This is a genomic window from Cupriavidus sp. OV096 (genome assembly GCF_900115455.1).
Taxonomy (GTDB): Bacteria; Pseudomonadota; Gammaproteobacteria; order Burkholderiales; family Burkholderiaceae; genus Cupriavidus.
The window spans coordinates 131514-149628 of record NZ_FOWM01000010.1 but is presented as its reverse complement, the minus strand read 5'-3'; the positions used below and the strand labels follow the sequence as shown (position 1 = coordinate 149628).

General features: G+C 68.1%; 12 protein-coding genes. 5 read left to right on the top strand and 7 right to left on the bottom strand.

The window, feature by feature from the left end; genetic code table 11:
* Nucleotides 1-46 precede the first annotated feature (46 nt).
* Nucleotides 47-1357, top strand: coding sequence for an MFS transporter (locus tag BM115_RS20430; RefSeq protein ID WP_092298306.1), 1311 nt, complete (start codon nucleotides 47-49; stop codon nucleotides 1355-1357).
* Nucleotides 1358-1509: 152 nt separating this feature from the next.
* On the opposite strand, the gene BM115_RS20425 is transcribed toward BM115_RS20430, so the two are convergent.
* From BM115_RS20425 to BM115_RS20400, 6 genes are all read right to left on the bottom strand, one after another.
* Nucleotides 1510-7521 (bottom strand): Hpt domain-containing protein, encoded by a 6012-nt coding sequence (locus BM115_RS20425; RefSeq protein WP_092298303.1) that lies wholly within the window; start codon nucleotides 7519-7521, stop codon nucleotides 1510-1512.
* 51 nt (nucleotides 7522-7572) lie between these two features.
* Nucleotides 7573-9774: a methyl-accepting chemotaxis protein gene (locus BM115_RS20420; RefSeq protein ID WP_092298300.1), complete on the bottom strand. Its 2202-nt coding sequence runs from the start codon at nucleotides 9772-9774 to the stop codon at nucleotides 7573-7575.
* Nucleotides 9775-9866: 92 nt separating this feature from the next.
* Nucleotides 9867-10430, bottom strand: a complete 564-nt coding sequence (locus BM115_RS20415) for a chemotaxis protein CheW (RefSeq protein ID WP_092298465.1) — start codon at nucleotides 10428-10430, stop codon at nucleotides 9867-9869.
* 130 nt (nucleotides 10431-10560) lie between these two features.
* Nucleotides 10561-10929, bottom strand: a complete 369-nt coding sequence (locus tag BM115_RS20410) for a response regulator (RefSeq protein WP_092298297.1) — start codon at nucleotides 10927-10929, stop codon at nucleotides 10561-10563.
* A 41-nt stretch (nucleotides 10930-10970) separates the two neighbouring features.
* Nucleotides 10971-11456, bottom strand: coding sequence for a response regulator (locus BM115_RS20405; RefSeq protein WP_092298294.1), 486 nt, complete (start codon nucleotides 11454-11456; stop codon nucleotides 10971-10973).
* Between the two features lie 323 nt (nucleotides 11457-11779).
* Nucleotides 11780-11950, bottom strand: coding sequence for a rubredoxin (locus BM115_RS20400; RefSeq protein WP_092298462.1), 171 nt, complete (start codon nucleotides 11948-11950; stop codon nucleotides 11780-11782).
* Nucleotides 11951-12199: 249 nt separating this feature from the next.
* On the opposite strand from BM115_RS20400, the gene hemL reads away from it, so the two are divergent.
* From hemL to BM115_RS20380, 4 genes are all read left to right on the top strand, one after another.
* Nucleotides 12200-13492, top strand: coding sequence for a glutamate-1-semialdehyde 2,1-aminomutase (gene hemL / locus BM115_RS20395; protein ID WP_092298291.1), 1293 nt, complete (start codon nucleotides 12200-12202; stop codon nucleotides 13490-13492).
* Between the two features lie 137 nt (nucleotides 13493-13629).
* Complete coding sequence (locus BM115_RS20390) at nucleotides 13630-14256, top strand: LemA family protein (RefSeq protein WP_092298288.1); 627 nt, start codon at nucleotides 13630-13632, stop codon at nucleotides 14254-14256.
* Between the two features lie 17 nt (nucleotides 14257-14273).
* A complete protein-coding gene (locus tag BM115_RS27350) occupies nucleotides 14274-15125 on the top strand; it encodes a TPM domain-containing protein (RefSeq protein WP_092298285.1) in 852 nt (283 codons plus the stop codon).
* 15 nt (nucleotides 15126-15140) lie between these two features.
* Nucleotides 15141-15659 carry a TPM domain-containing protein gene (locus BM115_RS20380; RefSeq protein WP_092298282.1) on the top strand — a complete coding sequence of 173 codons (519 nt, stop codon included), beginning with the start codon at nucleotides 15141-15143 and terminating at the stop codon, nucleotides 15657-15659.
* A 45-nt stretch (nucleotides 15660-15704) separates the two neighbouring features.
* On the opposite strand, the gene BM115_RS20375 is transcribed toward BM115_RS20380, so the two are convergent.
* Nucleotides 15705-16973, bottom strand: a complete 1269-nt coding sequence (locus tag BM115_RS20375; protein WP_092298460.1) for an MFS transporter — start codon at nucleotides 16971-16973, stop codon at nucleotides 15705-15707.
* Nucleotides 16974-18115 lie beyond the last annotated feature (1142 nt).

Sequence of the window (18115 nt, the reverse complement as noted above, 5' to 3'; positions counted from 1 at the left end):
CACAACCCGCGGCAACGTCTTATAAGAACCCAATGAGGAGACATTCATGACAACGACCGCAGTGAACCCCGGCGTGCGCGACGCCGGTTTCGAAGACGCCACCTACCGCAAGGTGAGCTGGCGCCTCGTGCCCTTCCTGTTGCTGTGCTACGTGGTGGCCTACCTGGACCGCGTGAACGTGGGCTTCGCCAAGCTCCAGATGCTCAACGACCTCAAGTTCAGCGAGACCATCTACGGGCTGGGTGCCGGCATCTTCTTCATCGGCTACTTCCTGTTCGAGGTCCCCAGCAACGTAATCCTGCATCGCGTGGGCGCGCGCATCTGGATCGCCCGGATCATGATCACCTGGGGCTTGATCTCGGCGTCGATGATGTTCGTGACCACGCCGACGATGTTCTACGTGCTGCGTTTCCTGCTTGGCGTGGCCGAAGCGGGATTCTTCCCCGGCATCATCCTGTACCTGACCTACTGGTACCCGGCGGAGCGGCGCGGGCGCACCACTACGTTCTTCATGACGGCTATCGCGCTCTCGGGCGTGATCGGCGGGCCGCTGTCCGGCTGGGTCATGCAGGCGTTCGATGGCCACAACGGCTGGTCCGGCTGGCAGTGGATGTTCCTGCTCGAAGGCATTCCGTCGATCCTGGTCGGCCTGTGGGTGCTCGCCTACCTCGATGACCGCATCCGCCACGCCAAGTGGCTGACCGAGGACGAGAAGGCGCTGCTCGAGCGCAATATCGCCAACGAGGAGCAGCACAAGGAAGACCCGCCGATCCGCAAGGTGCTGTCCAGCCCGCGCGTCTGGCTGATGAGCGCGATCTACTTCTGCTTCGTGATGGGCCTCTACGGCGTGAGTTTCTGGCTGCCGACGATCATCAAGCAGACCGGCGTGAAGGGCGCGCTGGACATCGGCCTGCTGACGGCGATTCCCTACGGCTGCGCGGTGATCGGCATGATCCTGGTGGCGTATAGCGCCGACAAGCGGGGCGAGCGGCGCTGGCATATCGCGCTGCCGGCGCTGGCCGGGGCGGTGGGGCTGGTGCTGTCGGTGCAGTGGCATGGCGACACCACGCTGGCCATGGTGGCGCTGACGCTGGCCACCATCGGCATCCTGACCACGCTGCCGCTGTTCTGGAGCCTGCCCACGGCCTTCCTGGCCGGCACGGGCGCGGCGGCTGGTATCGCCCTGATCAACTCGCTTGGCAACCTGGCCGGCTTTATCAGCCCCTACGCGGTGGGCTGGCTCAAGGACCTGACCCAGAGCACCGACTCGGGCATGTATCTGCTGGCGATCTGCCTGGTGGCGGGCGCGGCGCTGACGCTGTCGGTGCCGGCGACGATGGTGAATCGCAAGGCTTGACGCTATTGGCTTCGGCCAACGCCGTCCCTCTCCCCCGCCCCTCTCCCGGAGGGAGAGGGGAGAACACCGGGAGCATCTGAAACGCCAACTGTTGTCTCCCCTCTCCCGCTTGCGGGAGAGGGGTCGGGGGAGCGGGCCGGCGCGTCAAGCCCTCAGGCGTCGCCCAGCATCTGAGCCACCGAGCCGGCAGCGTTGCCGGCCTTCTCGCCGATCAGCTGGCGCAGCGTACGCAGCAGTTCATCCTCATTGAACGGCTTGCCCAGATAGACGTTCACGCCGATCTCGGCCGCGTAGCGGCGGTGCTTCTCGGCCGTACGTGACGTAATCATCACCACCGGCATGTGCGTGGTGCGGCTATCGGCGCGGACGTTGCGCGTGAGGTCGAAGCCGTCCATGTTCGGCATCTCGATATCCACGAGCATCGCGTCCGGCATCACCTCCTGCAACTGCCGCAGCGCATCCACGCCATCGCGCGCCAGCACCACCTGGTAGCCCGCGCGCGTCAGCAGCCGCTGGCTGGCCTTGCGCACCGTGAGCGAATCGTCGACCACCATCACGGTAGGCAGCGTCATCAGGCCCGAGACCGGCCGGGCATCCCCTGCCCCGACGAACTCGGCCACCGCGCCGGTGTTGTCGGTCGATGCCAGAAGCGCCGTCGGCGTCACCTCGCCGCGCTCGCGCACGAACCGCTGCGCCAGCACCACCGGGTTGTAGATCAGCACGATCTCGCCGTCGCCGAGCGTGGTGGCGCCGGCAATGCCTTCCAGACGCGCGAGGTGGGGGCCGATGTGCTTCACCACCACTTCGCGGTTGCCGATCACCTCGTCCACATGCACCGCCACGCGGTCCGCGCCCGAGCGCACCACCACCACGGGCGAATACTTCCGGCCCGAGGCAATCGCCGCGCTCTCTTCGAGCAGCGTGCCGAAATAGTAGAACGGCGCTTCCACACCGGCGCCCGGACCCGTCGTCGCGCCGAAGCGGCCGGCGTTGTAGGCCTCCAGCAGCGGCTTTTCGCGCAGCTGGTGGACCTGGTCGATCATGCCGCTCGGCATCGCATACAGGCGGCCGCCCAGCGAGACCAGCAGCACCTGCGTGATGGCCGTGGTCAGCGGCAGGTGCACCGTGAAGCTGGTGCCCCGGCCCGCCTCGGTGGAGAGCGTGATCCGGCCGCCCAGCGCCACGGTTTCGGCCCGGACTACGTCCATGCCCACGCCGCGCCCGGCCAGCTCGGACACCTCGTCCGCCGTCGAGAAGCCCGGCGTGAAAATCATCTCGGTCAGGCGCGCGTCGCTGGCGTCTTCCTCGTGCGTCAGCAACTGGCGGCTGATGGCCCGCTCGCGGATACGCCCGAGGTCCAGCCCGCCACCGTCGTCGAAGAAGGTCAGCACCACCTCGTTGCCTTCCTGCTGCACTTCCAGCGTCAGCGCGCCCGTGGTGGACTTGCCCACTGCGCGGCGTGCGTCCGCCGGCTCGATGCCGTGCACCACGGCATTGCGGATCAAGTGCTCGATCGGGCCAGCCATGCGGTCCAGCACCGAGCGGTCGATCTCCACCGTGCCGCCCTTGATCAGCAGGCGCACTTCCTTGCCGGTTTCGGTGGCCGACTGGCGCGCCACGCGGTACAGGCGCTCGGCCAGTGCATCGAACTGCACCATGCGGGCCTGCATCAGCCCGCGTTGCAGGCCGCGCGTGAGCCGGGCCTGTGCGGCGAGGTCACCCGAGGCGCGGTCGAAGCCGCGCTGCAGGTTCTGCTCCACCGTGGCCACGTCGTTCACGGACTCGGCCATCATCCGCGTCAGTTCCTGGAACCGCGTGAAGCGGTCGAACTCGAGCGGATCGAAGTCCGGGCTCTGCTGCGTATCGGCAATCCGCGACGCCATCTGCGTCTCGGCCTGGATTTCGATCTCGCGCAACTGGGTGCGCAGACGCCCCACGTTGTCGTTCAGTTCGCCGAGGTAGGCGCGCAGCGCTTCCAGCTCGCTGTCCAGCCGGGCGCGCGTGGCGCCGACTTCGCCGGCGTCGTTGATCAGCGTGTCCAGCGCCCGGGCCTGCACGCGCACCAGCGCGCGCTGGCGGTCGGCCTCCGGGGCCTTGGTAGCAGTGGCCGGCAGTTGCGGAGCGGCCGTGGCCAGTGCGGTGCCCGGGGTGTCGATCGATGCCGTGATGGCAGCCGGCGCATTGGCCGAGGCAGCGGGCACTGCGTCCGGCTCGACCAGCCCGTTCACCACATCGGCATCGTCCACCGGCAGCAGGCGGCCGTTCTGGAGCGCGTCCACGTGCGCGAGGATCCGGTCGTACCAGGCGTAGAGCTTGCCGAACAGGTCCGGCGTCACGCGCTGGCCGCGCACGGAGGCTTCCAGCAGCGTTTCCATTTCATGCGCCGCCTGCCCCAGCGCCATCGCGCCGGCCATGCGGGCGCTGCCCTTGAGCGTGTGCAGCGCGCGCAGCACCAGCCCGCCCTGCTGCGTCTCCTCGGGCGTGGCTTCCCAGGTGCGCACCAGCTTGCCGAGTTCGGGCAGGCTGCCGTGCGCCTCCTCCAGGAAGATGTCGACCAGATCGGCGTCCAGCGACGACGCGTCGAGCGATTCGTCCGACTGCGGCACCTCCGGCGACTGCGCGGAGACATGGGCGACAGCCACCTGCTCATGACGCGGCGCCGTCGGCATGGCGATGACCACGGCATCGTGCACCGGAGTGACCGGGCTGATGGGCGTTAGCGTCGGCGGGGCCACCGGCGGCAGCGAGGTGATCGGCGTCAGCTTGGCCGGCGCATCGGTCACGGCCGGCAGTGCCGGGGTCGGCGCGGCCGGTTCGGTAACGGGCGGCAGCGGCGACAGCGGCGTGGCCTGCAGGATCTGGGTATTGCCGAATAGCTGCGCGACCGAGCCTTCCTGGTCCGCCTGCGCCTGCTCGCCCGTCACGGTGGCGCGCGGGCGCATCAGCGCGCGTTCGCCGAAATCGTTCAGGTCACGGCACAGCGCCGGGTCGGCATCGGGCCAGACCCCGGCGGCGAACTGGTGCAGCATCGCGCGCAGCCGCTCCACGGCCTGCTCGAGCAGGCGGAAGTCGCCCGGATGCATCACCACGGGGTGGCGGCCCAGCAGCAACAGCAGTTGTTCGAGGGCCTCGGCGATGTCGCGCACCGGCTCCAGCCCCACCGTGGAGGCGCTGCCCTGCAGCGTATGCGCCACGCGCAGCGCCAGCTCGCTCGGGCACGGATGGTTCTCGTGCTTCCACTCGGACAGGTCGGTGGCGAACTGGCGCACCAGATCGTCGGCCTCCTGCAGGTAGACGTTGTAGAGCGCCAGCCCGATGCGCACCGGGCCAATCACCTTGTAGTGGTCGTCGTCGCTGGCCAGCCCGCCCGAGAGGCGGAACGGCAGCACATTGCTGTCCTCGGCCTCGGCCGCCGGCTGCTCAGGGGCGACCGGCTGCGCCGGGGCGGCCTGCCCGGGCGCGTTGGCCTGGGCGTGGGCCAGCAGGGCATCGAGCGAATCGATGGCATCTTCCGGCGCGGCGGCGGGCGCATCGGCAGACAGATCGGCCTGACCGGGCTCGCGCACGGCCTGAGCTTCCGCCACAAGCGCGGCGATGTCGCGCTGGGTGCCGGCGTCGGCCTGCAGGGCGACGGCCCATTCGCGCAGCAGATCGTGCGCGTGGTGCAGCAGCGCCAGCAGCGCGGGCATCGGCTCGCGTGCCTCGGCAATCCACAGGTTCATCACCTGTTCGATAGCCCACGCGGCCTCGCCGTAGCGGTTCAGGCCGACCATGCGGCTGGAACCCTTGAGCGTGTGGAAGGCGCGGCGTGTGCGGCTCAGCACGTCGGCGTCGCGCAGCGCGTCGAGCCCGCCGGGCAAGTCGGCGGCGATGTTGCCGAGCACTTCCTCGGCTTCGGACAGGAAGATCTCGAGCAGTTCGGCGTCGACCCCGGCGGCGTCGCTGGGCATCGGGGCGGACGGCGCGGCGGACGAGGCCAGCCCGGCGGCGGGCATCGGGTCGGCCAGCGCCACGATCATGCGTTCGGCGGCGGAGTCGCTGCCGGCCAGCCACGCGTGCAGCTGCGTGGTGGCGTCGGTGACCTGGCGGCGCAGCGCGGCATCGTCGTCGATGGCGGCCTGGTCGCTCACAGCCTGCAAGGCGGCGCGCAGGCGCTGGATCTCGGGCGAATCGGCGCCGGCGGCTACGCGGATGGCGTCCATCGCAGCGTGGCGCGCGGCGGCCAGCGCGGTGGCGGGCACCTCGTCGTTCCGGCGCGGCGCGAGGGCGCCGTCGTCGGTGGCATCGGCCTGACGGCGGCCGAATTCGAGGATGTCGGCAAAGGCATGCACCGCGCCGAGTTCGGCGGCAATCTCGGACAACTGGGCCACGCGGGCCGGCTGGGTGTCGATGCCACGCAGCACGTCCAGCCGCGCCAGCACGGCGCGCGTGGCGGCCAGTGCGGCGGTGGCGGCTTCGTCGATGCCTTCCGGCATCGCGGCGCTACCGATCAAACGCTCCAGCGTGGCCAGCAGCCCGCCAAACGCCTGCGCGGCATCGCCGAGCGTGTTGACGGCATCGGGCTTGGCCGCGTTGCGGTCGAAGGTATCGAGCCAGGACTCGCCGCTGTCGAGCTGGGCGCGCAGCCGGGTCACGGCCTCGGCGCGCAGCGCCTGGGCGTTGGCGGTCTCGACCATCGTGGCGAGCCAGTCAGGCGCGGTGGCGGCGGGGTCGGCCAGGCAGGCGGCGAGCTGGTCGCAGCGGGCGGCGAATTCGGCGGCGGACGCATGGCCGGACTGCCCATGCACGCGCCACGGCATGGCCAGCGCGCGCGCGAGGAACAGCGCCACGCCGGTTGGCCCCAGGGCGGCGCCAGTCTCGCCGGGCACGTTGCGCTGCCCGGCATGGGCAGCGGAATGGGCAACAGCGGCGCTCAGGCAGTGCTGGAGCGCGGGCTGGGCCAGCGGCTGCGCGGCCTCGGCCAGCGAAGCCAGCGCGAGTTCCCATCCGGCCTGATCGTCGGCAGCCGCGCGCTCGATCGCGGCGGCGGCGTTCTGGAGGTTGCGCGTGTCGATCGGATCGAGCCAGCCGTAGTAGCGCCGGCGATAGTCGGCACGCGCCACGGCGTGGGCCGGATCGACGCGGAAAGCCTGCAGGCCGCGCGCGATGTCGGCGCGCAGCACCTGCACGGCGGCCTGTACCGCCGGCGGCGTGGTGTCCTCAGGGCCATCGGGCGTCAGGCCGGTGCTGACCAGCAGGAACACGGCATCGTTGAGCAGCGCCTGCGGCACGCGCACCTGCCCTTGCAGGTACTGGCGCAGCAGCAGGTGGGCGCGCGCGGCGAAGCGCTTGGCGAGCAGGTCGGACGGCAGCAGCCCGTGCGCCAGCGCGCGGAACACCATCGACAGCGTCAGCCAGATGCCCCGGTCCGGGGTATCGGTGGTGCGGCGCGCGTTCTGTTCGTGGTTCCGAACATCGTCCAGCGCCGTTTGCAGCGGCAGGTAGGCTTCGCGCAGCAGCGCGCCGTCCGTGCAGGGCGTGGGCAGGCGCAGCGCCTTGAGCAGCGCGGCCTCGAAGCGCTGGCGCGCGCGCGTGACCGACGACGTGGAGCGCGTGGGCAGCACGATGCCGGGCAGCATCTGCAATTCCTCCAGCCACAGGTCGGCCGGATGGACGCGCTCCTCCTTCATCAGGACAAGGGCGTCGGCGTAGGGCTGGAACAGGCGCAGCGGATCCTCGGGATCGCCGGCCATCAGGTCATCGACATACTCGGCCAGGGCCTGCACGCCGCGCCGGAACACGCCGAGCGTCTCCGGGCTGGCGGCGACGGTACCGGCGTCGATGGCTTCCAGCAGGCGGCGCATGGCCTGGCAGTGCGCATCCACGCCACGCAGGCCGACGATGTGTACCGCCCCGGCAGCCTGGTGCAGCTGCTGGCCGGCCAGGCGCAGCGACGTGGTGTCGCGCGCGCCCAGCGCCTCGGGGGCCTGCTGGATCTCGTCCACATAGTGGCCAAGCTCGGCGGCGGCATCGTCCAGCGCGGTACGCAGGCTCGGCGCGAGCCAGGCCAGCACCGACAGGTCGCGCTGCGGCACGGCGGCCGGCGTGGCCGCCTCGCCCTGCACCGGCGGTTGCGGCGCGGCCGGGTCAGCCACGTCGCTCGATACGGAAAAATTCAATGACATGACACAATCCGTTGCGCCCGCGCGCGGGCCTCGATGCAGGTTTTATGCAAGTCAGGCGATCTTGAACCGCGACACCGAGTTACGCAGTTCTTCGGTCAGTGCCGTCAGCTGGCGCACCGAGGTGGCGGTCTGGCGCGTACCGGACGTGGTCTGGGCGGTCACCTGGAGAATGCCGTCGATGTGGCGCGCCACGTTGGTGGCCAGCCCGGCCTCGTGCGAGGTGGTCTGCGAGATCTGCTCGATCAGCTCGGCCAGCTGGCGCGACACGCGGCCAATCTCGACCAGTGCGGCACCGGCGTTATCGGACAGCCGCGCCCCTTCCACCACGCCCTGCGTGCTGCGCTCCATGGCGTGCACGGCGTCCTGGGTATCGGTCTGAATCGTGCGGATCAGCGCGCCGATCTGCTTGGTGGCCTCGCCGGAACGTTCGGCCAGACGCTGCACTTCTTCCGCCACCACCGAGAAGCCGCGGCCTGCCTCGCCGGCCGAAGCCGCCTGGATGGCGGCGTTCAGTGCCAGCACGTTGGTCTGCTCGGTAATGTCCGAGATCAGCTCGACGATTTCGCCAATCTCCTGCGACGACTCGCCCAGCCGCTTGATCCGCTTCGACGTTTCCTGAATCTGGTCGCGGATGCCGTTCATGCCGGTAATCGCGTTTTCCACAGCCTGCTGGCCCTGCTCCGCAGCGGCCAGCGAGGCGCGGGCCACGTTGGCGGACTCCGCCGCGCCGCGCGACACCTGCGTGATGCGGTCTGCCATCTCCACCACCGACTCGCCGGTCTGGCGGATCTGGCGCGATTGCTCTTCGGTCGTGGCAGCCAGCTGCACCGAGGTTTCCTGCACCTGGCTCGAGGCCTGCTGCACGTCCACGGCGGTCTGCTGCACCCGGCCGACCAGTTCCTTCAGTTCTTCCACGGTGTAGTTCACCGAGTCGGCGATGGCGCCGGTGATGTCCTCGGTCACGGTGGCCTGACGCGTCAAGTCACCGTCAGCGATGTCCTGCAGCTCGTTCATCAGCTGCAGAATGGCCTTCTGGGTGGCGTCGTTGTTACGCTTTTCGTCGAGGCGGCGGGCTTCGGCCTCGCGTTCGCGCGCCTCGGCTTCCAGCGCCCGGACGCGCGAGTCGCGCAGGTAGAGCGCGGCCAGCCCGGCCAGGAAGATCAGCGTGGACAGCGCGGACACGATGGTTGCGCCGAGGGTCCAGGGGCGGTAGCGGGCGCCGTCCGAGTAGGCGGTCTGGAGCGTGGACAGCTCGCCGCGCAGGGCCTCGTTGTCGTTGAAGATCTGCTGCTGGGCGCGCTTGGCGGCAATCAGGCCCGGCAGGTTCTGGAGAATCGTCTGCGTGGTCTTCTGCACGGCCTCGAAGCGCTGCGAGAGCTGCTGGAGGTAGCTGCGCGTCTCGGCGTCGGTGGCGGCGGTCAGGCGCAGGGCGTCCGAGCCGTTCATCAGGCCGTCCAGCGTTTCGCGGAAGGTGTTGGTGTCCTTGCCGAGCAGGAACGCGGTCTCGGGGTTGACGCCTTCGCCGGAGAGGAACTCGTTCAGGTTCTTACCCAGGCGCTGGGTCAGCATCACGAGCTGCGCGGAGGCGGCCACCTCGCGGGCGTTGGAGCCGGCCTGGAGCTTGATCGCGGCCACCTGTTCGGCGGCCTCGAGCAGTTCGGGGTTCGAGGCGTTGAAGATCTGGAGCGTCTGGCCGATGGTGGTCAGAATCGGCTGCTGGGCCAGCACGTCGCCGGCGCTCTTCTCGGAGCGCTTCCACGAGTTCATGGCGGTCTCGAGCAGCGGAATCGCCGTGCCCGTGGTGGCGCTGACGTGCTTCTCGTCGCTGCCGTTCTGGAGCGCCAGCAGGTCGGCCGTGAGCTGTTCCTTGGACTGGCGCAGCTGCGTGAAGGCCTGTGCGTTGCCCAGCAGTGCCACCGGCACCGCCTTGCCCAGACGCTGCGAGTGCATCAGCATGTTACCGGCGATTTCGATCTGCGCCGCGCCGTTGGTGGCCTGGCGGTTATCGAGATACACCGAGGCCAGCAGTGCCACCAGCGACACCACCACGCCCACCGTCAGCGTACGCTGCTGCGACGCGAACGGCATGCGCGACAGCCAGCCGGACAGTTGCTCCACCGGGGTACGGCCCAGGCCGCCCTTGTCAGCGCCAGCGCTGCCCTTGGCGAACACCGACCGGCGCGGCGCCACGGCTTCGGCGGCGGCTCCCGCGGCAGCCGTCCGGCGTCCCAGGCTCATCTTCTTGATACCCATAGCAACCCTCTGTCCGTTTGTTTTTTGATTCGTTGGTACTGCGTCTTGATGTTCCGCTATCGACTGTCAGCTATCGGCTTTCGACCATCGGCTCAGGCCACCACGCGGCCCACCTGGAGGAACGCCGGGGCGTCCAGCAACTGGCGGATGTCCAGCACCTGCCAGTCGCGCCCGTCGCGGTCCGCGAAGCGCGGGCCGTGCCATTCGGCGGCGAGATCCGCGTGCCCCGCCGGGGCGTCGCCGTGCGGCAGCGAGAGGTCGCCGGCATGGCGCAGCCCCACCACCCGCGTGGCGATGATCCCGCACGCGCGCTCCACGTGGCGCGACAGCACCACGATCTTGCTGCCCGGCTGCACGGGCGTGTGCCCCTCGCCGCAGAACAGGCCGAAATCGATCACCCCGAGCAGGTTGCCCCGCGCGTTGACCAGTCCGCGGTACCACGGCTGGGTCAGCGGCACGCCGGCCGGCTGGCGCATCTCCAGCACCTCGCCGGTATCGGGCAGCGGCAGCAGCCAGTGGCGCTGGCCCACCAGCACGCCGAGGTAGCTGTCCACGGCGGGCAGGTTGCGCGCGTCGCGCAGGCGACGGGCCAGCATGGCCTGATAGTCCTGCAAGCGGGTCTGGCGGGCACGGATGTCTTGGCGCGGCGCGTTCATGGTCGGCATACCGGTGGATAAGAGACCGCCTGGCAGATGGCGGACACAGCGTCACCCCTGCCCGCGTCGCAGCGGGCGGCGTGACGGCAAACCCCGGGCCCCATCGGCCCGGCAGGCAGTTCGGTGCGGCTCAGTGCGCCAGCGCGGCGATCTTCGACAGCAGCTCGTCGCTGTCCACCGGCTTGACGATGTAGTCCGATGCGCCCTGGCGCATCCCCCAGATGCGGTCCGTGTCGAGGCCCTTGCTGGTGCACATGATCACGGGAATGTCCTTGAAGCGGTCGTCGCGCTTGATGGCGCGGGTGGTCTGGTAGCCGTTCTGGCCGGGCATGACCACATCCATCAGGATCAGGTCGAAGGCTTCCGCCTCGAGCCGGGCCATGGCCTGGTCGCTGTTGCCGGCCACCGAGACCTTGAAACCCTTCTTGCCGAGCAAGTCGGACATGAACAGCGCTTCGGTGGGGGAATCGTCGACGATAAGGATTTTGCTGATGGTCATTGGTGTGTTTCCTGGATGCTTTTGCGTGGCGGCGTTCAGGGTCAGGCCGCCACGACCGCACCCTCTTCCTGCGCACAGCCGCCAAGGCAGGTCTCTACGGCCTGCATCAGGGCTTCACGGGAAAAGGGCTTGGCGAGATGGTCGTGCGCGCCGACGAGCTTGCCGCGCGAACGGTCGAACACGCCGTCGCGGGACGACAGCATGATCACCGGGATCGCGTGGAACCTCGGGCTTTTCTTGATCAGGGAACAGGTTTGGTAGCCGTCCAGCCGGGGCATCAGGATGTCGCAGAAGATGACGTCCGGGTGCATGTCGCCGACCTTGGCGAGCGCCTCGAAGCCATCCTCGGCGAGCATGACCTGATAGCCTGCCTGCGACAGGAAGATCTCCGCCGTCCGGCGGATGGTGCTGGAATCGTCGATCACAAGGATCTTGCGGCGCAATGCCGCGGCTGCCTTGACGGCACCGGCGTCGCCGGTGTTGACCCCATCGACGGACGTGTTTTCTTCTGTTTGAGCGACCCGCATACTGTTCCCGCGACCAGCTGCCCGCACGAATGCAGGCGCCGGTATTCACTTGAGAACACCCGCACGGCAGCGCTTGGCGCGCCGGCGGCCCCCGATTTCCAAATTCCCAATCAAAAAAAGCCCGGTCAATCCGACCGGCGCCGGCGGCGCGACCCGTGCGTCCGCCCGACGTATTGCTGTGTTATTGCTCTGATAGTGCTAGTTTTGCCGCAAAGTGTGACGACTCGCGGTGGGGCCGTCAATCCGGTTCGTCCGGCGCGGCCCGCCGATCTGTCGCTTTGGCGCGACGCGTCGGGGTTTTCGGGGTGGATGACGGCCAGGCGTCAGATCGCCACCATCTCGAAGTCTTCCTTGCGCGCGCCGCACTCCGGACAGGTCCAGTTGATCGGCACGTCTTCCCATTTGGTGCCCGGCGCGATGCCGTCTTCCGGCGAACCGGTGGCCTCGTCGTAGATCCAACCGCAGATCAGGCACATCCAAGTCTTGTATTCCATATGCAGGCTCTTGCCACTCTCCATTAAAATTCCAGCGCAGATGGTACATAAACCGCGCCGCCGGCGCCACCCATGGGGCGGCGCAATCCTGCCAATATCGTCGCGTTCGCGCATGTTAGCGTGCAGATGCCGTTCAAACGGCGCGTATTTCGCCCAGATTGCCTGCTTTTCCGGCATCTGACCGCTAGCCGCCCGGCTCCGGCCCCCGGCAAGCCCATTTTCATCCTGTATCGGATTACAACTCCTGCCATGTCCCGTAACCAGCAGCTTTTCGACCGCGCCCAGCAGACCATTCCCGGTGGCGTGAACTCGCCCGTGCGCGCTTTCCGCTCCGTGGGCGGCACGCCGCGCTTCATCACCCGCGCCGAGGGCGCCTATATGTGGGATGCGGACGGCCAGCGCTATATCGACTACATCGGCTCCTGGGGGCCGATGATCCTCGGCCATGCCCATCCGGCCGTGGTCAAGGCCGTGCAGGACACCGCCGCCGGCAGCTTCTCCTTTGGCGCGCCCACCGAGGGCGAGATCGAGATGGCCGAGGAAATCTGCAAGCTGGTGCCGTCGATCGAGCAGGTGCGGCTGGTGTCGTCCGGCACGGAGGCCACCATGAGCGCGCTGCGGCTGGCGCGCGGCTTCACCGGGCGCGACCTGATCATCAAGTTCGAGGGCTGCTACCACGGCCACGCGGACAGCCTGCTGGTCAAGGCCGGCTCGGGCCTGCTGACCTTCGCGGACACCACCCAGAACGCGCCGTCCTCGGCCGGCGTGCCCGCCGACGTGACGCGCCACACCATGGTGCTCGAGTACAACAACGTCACCCAGCTCGAGGAAGCCTTCGCGCGCCACAAGGGCGAGATCGCCGCCGTGATCGTGGAGCCGATAGCCGGCAACATGAACCTGGTGCGCGCCACGGCCGCTTTCCTCCAGTCCATGCGCAACCTGTGCAGCGAGCACGGCGCCGTGCTGATCTTCGACGAAGTGATGACCGGCTTCCGCGTGGCGCTGGGCGGCGCGCAGGCCCACTACGGCATCAAACCGGACATGACCTGCCTGGGCAAGGTGATTGGCGGCGGCATGCCGGCGGCAGCGTTCGGCGGCCGGCGCGACATCATGGCCAAGCTGGCGCCGCTGGGCGGTGTCTACCAGGCCGGCACGCTGTCCGGCAACCCGCTGGCCGTGGCCGCCGGCCTGACCACGCTGAAGCTGATCCAGGCGCCGGGCTTCCACGACCAGCTGGCCGCGCAGACGCGCAAGCTGACTGATGGCCTGACCGCCGCTGCCCGTGCCGCCAACGTGCCGTTCGCCGCGGACGCCATCGGCGGCATGTTCGGCCTCTATTTCACCCAGACGGTGCCGACCAGCTTCGCCGAGGTAACCAAGGCCGACGTCGGGCGCTTCAACCGCTTCTTCCACGCCATGCTGAACGAGGGCGTGTACCTGGCGCCATCGGCGTTCGAAGCCGGCTTTGTCTCGGCCAAGCACGACGACGCGATCATCGCCACTACCGTGGAAGCGGCCGCCCGCGCCTTCCAGGCCGGCTAAGCGGCTGTCGAGTGACCCAAGAGGCGCGCCCGGCGCGCCTCGCTCTCCCCTTACTCTTCCTTCACACTCAGGGCGGCGCCCCAATGCCGTGCGCTACACTTGGATTTTGCCGATCCCGGCCATTCCAGGAGTCATCGATGCGCGCTGCCCTCCCATCCCTGTTCGTCCTGCCCTCGCCCGCCGCCCTTGGCCGCTGGCTCGCCATGGCCCTGCTGGCCAGCCTGCTCAGCGCCTGCGGCTACAACGATTTCCAGTCGAAGGACGAGGCCGTCAAGGCGGCATGGGGCGAAGTCGTCAACCAGTACCAGCGCCGTGCGGACCTGATCCCGAACCTGGTCGCCACGGTCAAGGGCTACGCCAGCCATGAGCGCGAGACGCTCGAGGCCGTGACCAAGGCCCGCGCCCAGGCCACCAGCATTCAGGTGACGCCGGAGACACTCAACGATCCCGAGGCCTTCGCCCGCTTCCAGCAGGCACAGGGGCAGCTGACCAGCGCGCTGTCGCGCCTGCTGGCGATCTCCGAGAACTATCCCCAACTGAAGGCCGACGCCGCGTTCCGCGACCTGCAATCGCAGCTCGAAGGCACCGAAAACCGCATCACCGTGGCGCGGCAGCGCTATATCGCGGCGGTGCAGTCGTACAACGTGCTGGCGCGCAGCTTCCCGACCAATCTCACGGCCAAGGTGTTCGGCTATCCGGTCAAGCCGTCGTTCACGGTGGAGAACGAGAAGGCCATCTCCACGCCGCCGGCCGTCAAGTTCTGACGCGGCGCATCGCCATCATGCGCGCCGCCCTGCTCCGCTTTTTCGGCATCTGGCTATGCCTTGCGGCGATGTTCGCCGCCCATCCCGCCCGGGCGGCAGACGGCTTTGTCGCGGTGCCGCCGCTCACCCAGCGCGTGACCGACCTGACCGGCACGCTGGCCCCGCAACAGCGCGCCGCGCTGGAAAACGTGCTGGCCGAGTACGAGCAACAGCGCGGCAGCCAGATCTTCGTGCTGATGGTGCCGACGACCGAGCCCGAGACCATCGACCAGTACAGCATCCGCGTGGCGGACGCGTGGAAGGCGGGGCGCCAGAGCATCGACGACGGGGTGATCCTGCTGATCGCCAAGGACAACCCGCCCGGCTTGCGCAAGATGCGCATCGAGACCGGGCGCGGCGTGCAGGGGTCGCTCACCGACGCGGTGTCCTCACGCATCCTGCGCGACGTGATGGCCCCGCATTTCCGCCAGAACGATTTCTACGGCGGCCTCGCGGCGGGCATCTCGGCCATCCAGTCCGCCATCGACAAGGAGGCGTTGCCTGGGCCCGAGCGGAAAGCCGGCAATGCAGCGACCTCTGCCCTCAACGACTGGCTGCCCGTGCTGTTCCCGCTCGCCATCGTCGTATTTTTCTTTCTTTCAGCGATCCTGCGGCGCGGACGCGGCCCGCAGATCGTGACCGGCCGGCGCGGCTGGCCGACCACCACGGCTGGTGGATTGGGCGGGCTGGGCGGGTATGAGGTCGGGCGCCGCTGGGGTGGAGGTGGTGGCGGCTTCGGCGGCGGCGGCGGTGGTGGCGGTGGTGGCGGTGGATTCAGCGGCGGAGGCGGCGGCGGCTTCGACGGCGGCGGCGCCTCGGGTAACTGGTAATCGGGAGGCTGGCTGATGAAAGCAATCAGGGAGAAGTCTCTCAAGCGGGCGCTACGGCACCTCGGCTCGACATCATCGGCGGCGCGCAAGGCGTTCCCCGCCGAGGCCCAGCACCAGTTGCAGGTGGCCGTGCACGCCGGCGAACAGCATCATCGCGGGGAAGTCCGCGTGGTCATCGAGGCCAGCATGCCGTGGGAACTGGCCTGGCGCGGCACCACGCCACGCGAACGCGCCCGTGCGCTGTTCGGCGCACTGGAGGTGTGGAACACCGAGGACCACACGGGCGTGCTGCTCTATATCAACCTCGCCGATCATGCGGTGGAAATCCTCGCGGACCGGGGGATTGACGCGTGCGTTAGCGCGCGGGTGTGGGAGAAGGTTTGCGCCGGGCTGACGGTGGGGCTACGGGAGTCGCTGTCGGTACGGCCAGTGCTGGATGCGGTGGGGGAGATCCATGCGCTGCTGATGGAGCATTTTCCTTCGGGGGATGGGTTTAATTGGAATGAGTTGGACGATCGGCCGATGGTGCTCTGAGGTTTGGGGTGTTGGCTTTTGGGCTCAAAACCCAACACCACCACCTCAAACCTTCCCTCCCCGCTTCTCCATCAAATACCACCCCGCCGCCACAACCTGCAGCCCCACCAACCCACCCCAAACCACCCAATGCGCCACAACCGGATAACGCCCCCCGGATGACGGCCAGAAATCGAGCACAAACCCAATCCCCACCTGAAACACAAAGGTCGCGAGGAAAACAGTCAACGTCATGGCTGTCGTCGCCCGCCCGATCAGCGCGTCGGGGAAGCGTCGCGCCAGCAGTGCGTAGGTCAGGATCCCGCTGGAGCCGAACACCCCGTAGGCCGCCCACAGCACGGCGAGCGGCACGAACGGCAGCCGCGCCATCAGCAGTAGCTGCACGACAATGAAGCCGATCATCCCGAAGCCGGCGAACGCGTAGAGGCTAACCCCTCGCCGCTCCAGGTGCCGGGCCGCCCAGCCCGCGCCGACGCAGCCGGCCATCATGGCGAAGCCGATCACCGACACCAGCCGCGCGCCCTCGGACGGCGCCAGCCCCTGCACATCGCGCATGAACGCGCTGACCCAGAGCGTCTGCACGGCCAGGAAGATGCCCTGGTTCAGCAGCGTCAGCGGCACCACCCGCCAGAACTTCTCGCTGACCAGGATCAGCCGCGTGCCGCGCAGTTGCTCGGCGAAGGTTTCCTTGCCCGGGCGCCGGGCGTCCGGCACGCCGAACCAGAGCAGCACGGCCATGGCGAACGACAGCGCCGCCAGCCCGACGCTAATGGTGCGCCAGTCCGTCCAGGCCAGCAGCCAGGACAGCGGGCTGCCGACCACCACCGCGCCCAGCCCGCCGATCGCCATCACCAGCCCGTTCAGCAACGGCATGCGTGACAGCGGGAACCACATCGAGAGCGCCTGGATGGCCGCGCCGAGGCAGACCGACACCCCCACGCCGATCATCGCCCGCCCGGCGGCCAGGCCGGCCATGCCCGGGGCGAAGGCGAACACCAGCGACCCGGCGACGGCGAGCAGCAGCAAGGCGGCCTCGGTACGGCGCGGGCCGTAGCGGTCGAGCAGGATGCCGGCCGGCAGTTGCGCGCAGGCAAAGCCGAGGAAATAGAAACTGGTGAGCAGCCCCAGATCGGCCGCCGACAGGCCTAGCTCGCGCGTCAGGAACGGCGCGAAGCCGAGATTCACGCCCCGGAAGATATATGAGACCAGAAACCCAAGCGAAAACACCGCGAGCACGCGCCAGCGCGGGTTGGCGGCCTGGTTCGGTTGGGAAGCGAGGGAATCGGAGGGGGTTGTCGGGGAGGCGCCTGGCATGATCTTCACCATCGTGGTGCAAAACCTGCGAAAGATACCACGCCCCCAGCAAGCCAGCAGGCCGTGTAACGCTTGCAAATCATTGACGGTGTCTGTTTCCAAGCTGTAACAGTGCCAGGCCCACCGCAATACGATGTGTCCTCTGCATTACCCCAAGATCGAAACGAGAATCGTTGATTTGAGGGTCCAGTTTCAACTTTGAAACGTTCTGGCCCGCAGGCCATTTTTGGCGAATTTCGGTCCACCCTTAGGTCACGAGGATGAGGCCACGTGGCGGAGACAATTCTTCTGCAATTGGCCTCGCCCAAACGACCGATCCGCAGGCCCTTGCTATCGCCCGCTCCGGGGCGGTCCAAACGCATCACCGGCGGTTCCGGTGTACCGCGTTTCAGTTAGGTGTGTCCCCCACACCGCCAGTCCATACGGATGAGTCCCGTCGTCTATGCAGTAATCGGCGCTCCATGGATGTAACGTTTTTGGCCATTTTGGCCTCTACGTCTTTCCCCGGGGAAAAAACGCGTGGACGCCGGGTTGTCTGCACATTTGCCCGCTCATATAGGAATTGCACTGCCTATTTCCAGCGAAAACCCGCAACCGGGTGCATGAGCCGACTCGTAACCATTTAGAAACATTTGGTTACATCGTCTCGCAAACGACGCATGGTCCAACCCCCACCCCTATACAAATCAACGTCTTAGCGTCCGTGGCACGTTCGTCGCGAATGTACCGCAACCACGGAATGCCAGGCCAACCCGCAAAGACAGGCGCCAGGCGGTCCAGAGAACAAGTGGGAACGGGGAAGGCGGTGACGCGAGTCAGCGCCCAGGGAGGAAAAAGCGACCGGCCAGCTGCATGGTCGGTCCGGCCCAGCGGCACGCCGCGAAGCCTCGCAGTCTTGCAGCACTTTCAGGCGCGTTTCGGTCCCTGGAGAGGTTCGGACCGGTACGCGGCACCCGCCCAGGATGCATGCCGCAGGGAGTGGCCATGCATCGGGTGACAAGCGCTAGACCGGCCTTGCCGGGCGTGCGCGAGCCTGAGCCAGGTGGAATCGGAAAGATGTCACGACAGTGCGGCTCTTTCGGTTTGGCCTCGGTCGGAAGTTCGGCCGAAACCTTGTGCCCGATCTCCAGCGGGCGCTTTTT

Excerpts from the sequence above, each read along its gene's own strand:
- BM115_RS20430 (WP_092298306.1), top strand. The coding sequence starts at position 47 with ATGACAACGACCGCAGTGAACCCCGGCGTGCGCGACGCCGGTTTCGAA.
- BM115_RS20425 (WP_092298303.1), bottom strand. The coding sequence starts at position 7,521 with ATGTCATTGAATTTTTCCGTATCGAGCGACGTGGCTGACCCGGCCGCG.
- BM115_RS20420 (WP_092298300.1), bottom strand. The coding sequence starts at position 9,774 with ATGGGTATCAAGAAGATGAGCCTGGGACGCCGGACGGCTGCCGCGGGA.
- BM115_RS20415 (WP_092298465.1), bottom strand. The coding sequence starts at position 10,430 with ATGAACGCGCCGCGCCAAGACATCCGTGCCCGCCAGACCCGCTTGCAG.
- BM115_RS20410 (WP_092298297.1), bottom strand. The coding sequence starts at position 10,929 with ATGACCATCAGCAAAATCCTTATCGTCGACGATTCCCCCACCGAAGCG.
- BM115_RS20405 (WP_092298294.1), bottom strand. The coding sequence starts at position 11,456 with ATGCGGGTCGCTCAAACAGAAGAAAACACGTCCGTCGATGGGGTCAAC.
- BM115_RS20400 (WP_092298462.1), bottom strand. The coding sequence starts at position 11,950 with ATGGAATACAAGACTTGGATGTGCCTGATCTGCGGTTGGATCTACGAC.
- hemL (WP_092298291.1), top strand. The coding sequence starts at position 12,200 with ATGTCCCGTAACCAGCAGCTTTTCGACCGCGCCCAGCAGACCATTCCC.
- BM115_RS20390 (WP_092298288.1), top strand. The coding sequence starts at position 13,630 with ATGCGCGCTGCCCTCCCATCCCTGTTCGTCCTGCCCTCGCCCGCCGCC.
- BM115_RS27350 (WP_092298285.1), top strand. The coding sequence starts at position 14,274 with ATGCGCGCCGCCCTGCTCCGCTTTTTCGGCATCTGGCTATGCCTTGCG.
- BM115_RS20380 (WP_092298282.1), top strand. The coding sequence starts at position 15,141 with ATGAAAGCAATCAGGGAGAAGTCTCTCAAGCGGGCGCTACGGCACCTC.
- BM115_RS20375 (WP_092298460.1), bottom strand. The coding sequence starts at position 16,973 with ATGCCAGGCGCCTCCCCGACAACCCCCTCCGATTCCCTCGCTTCCCAA.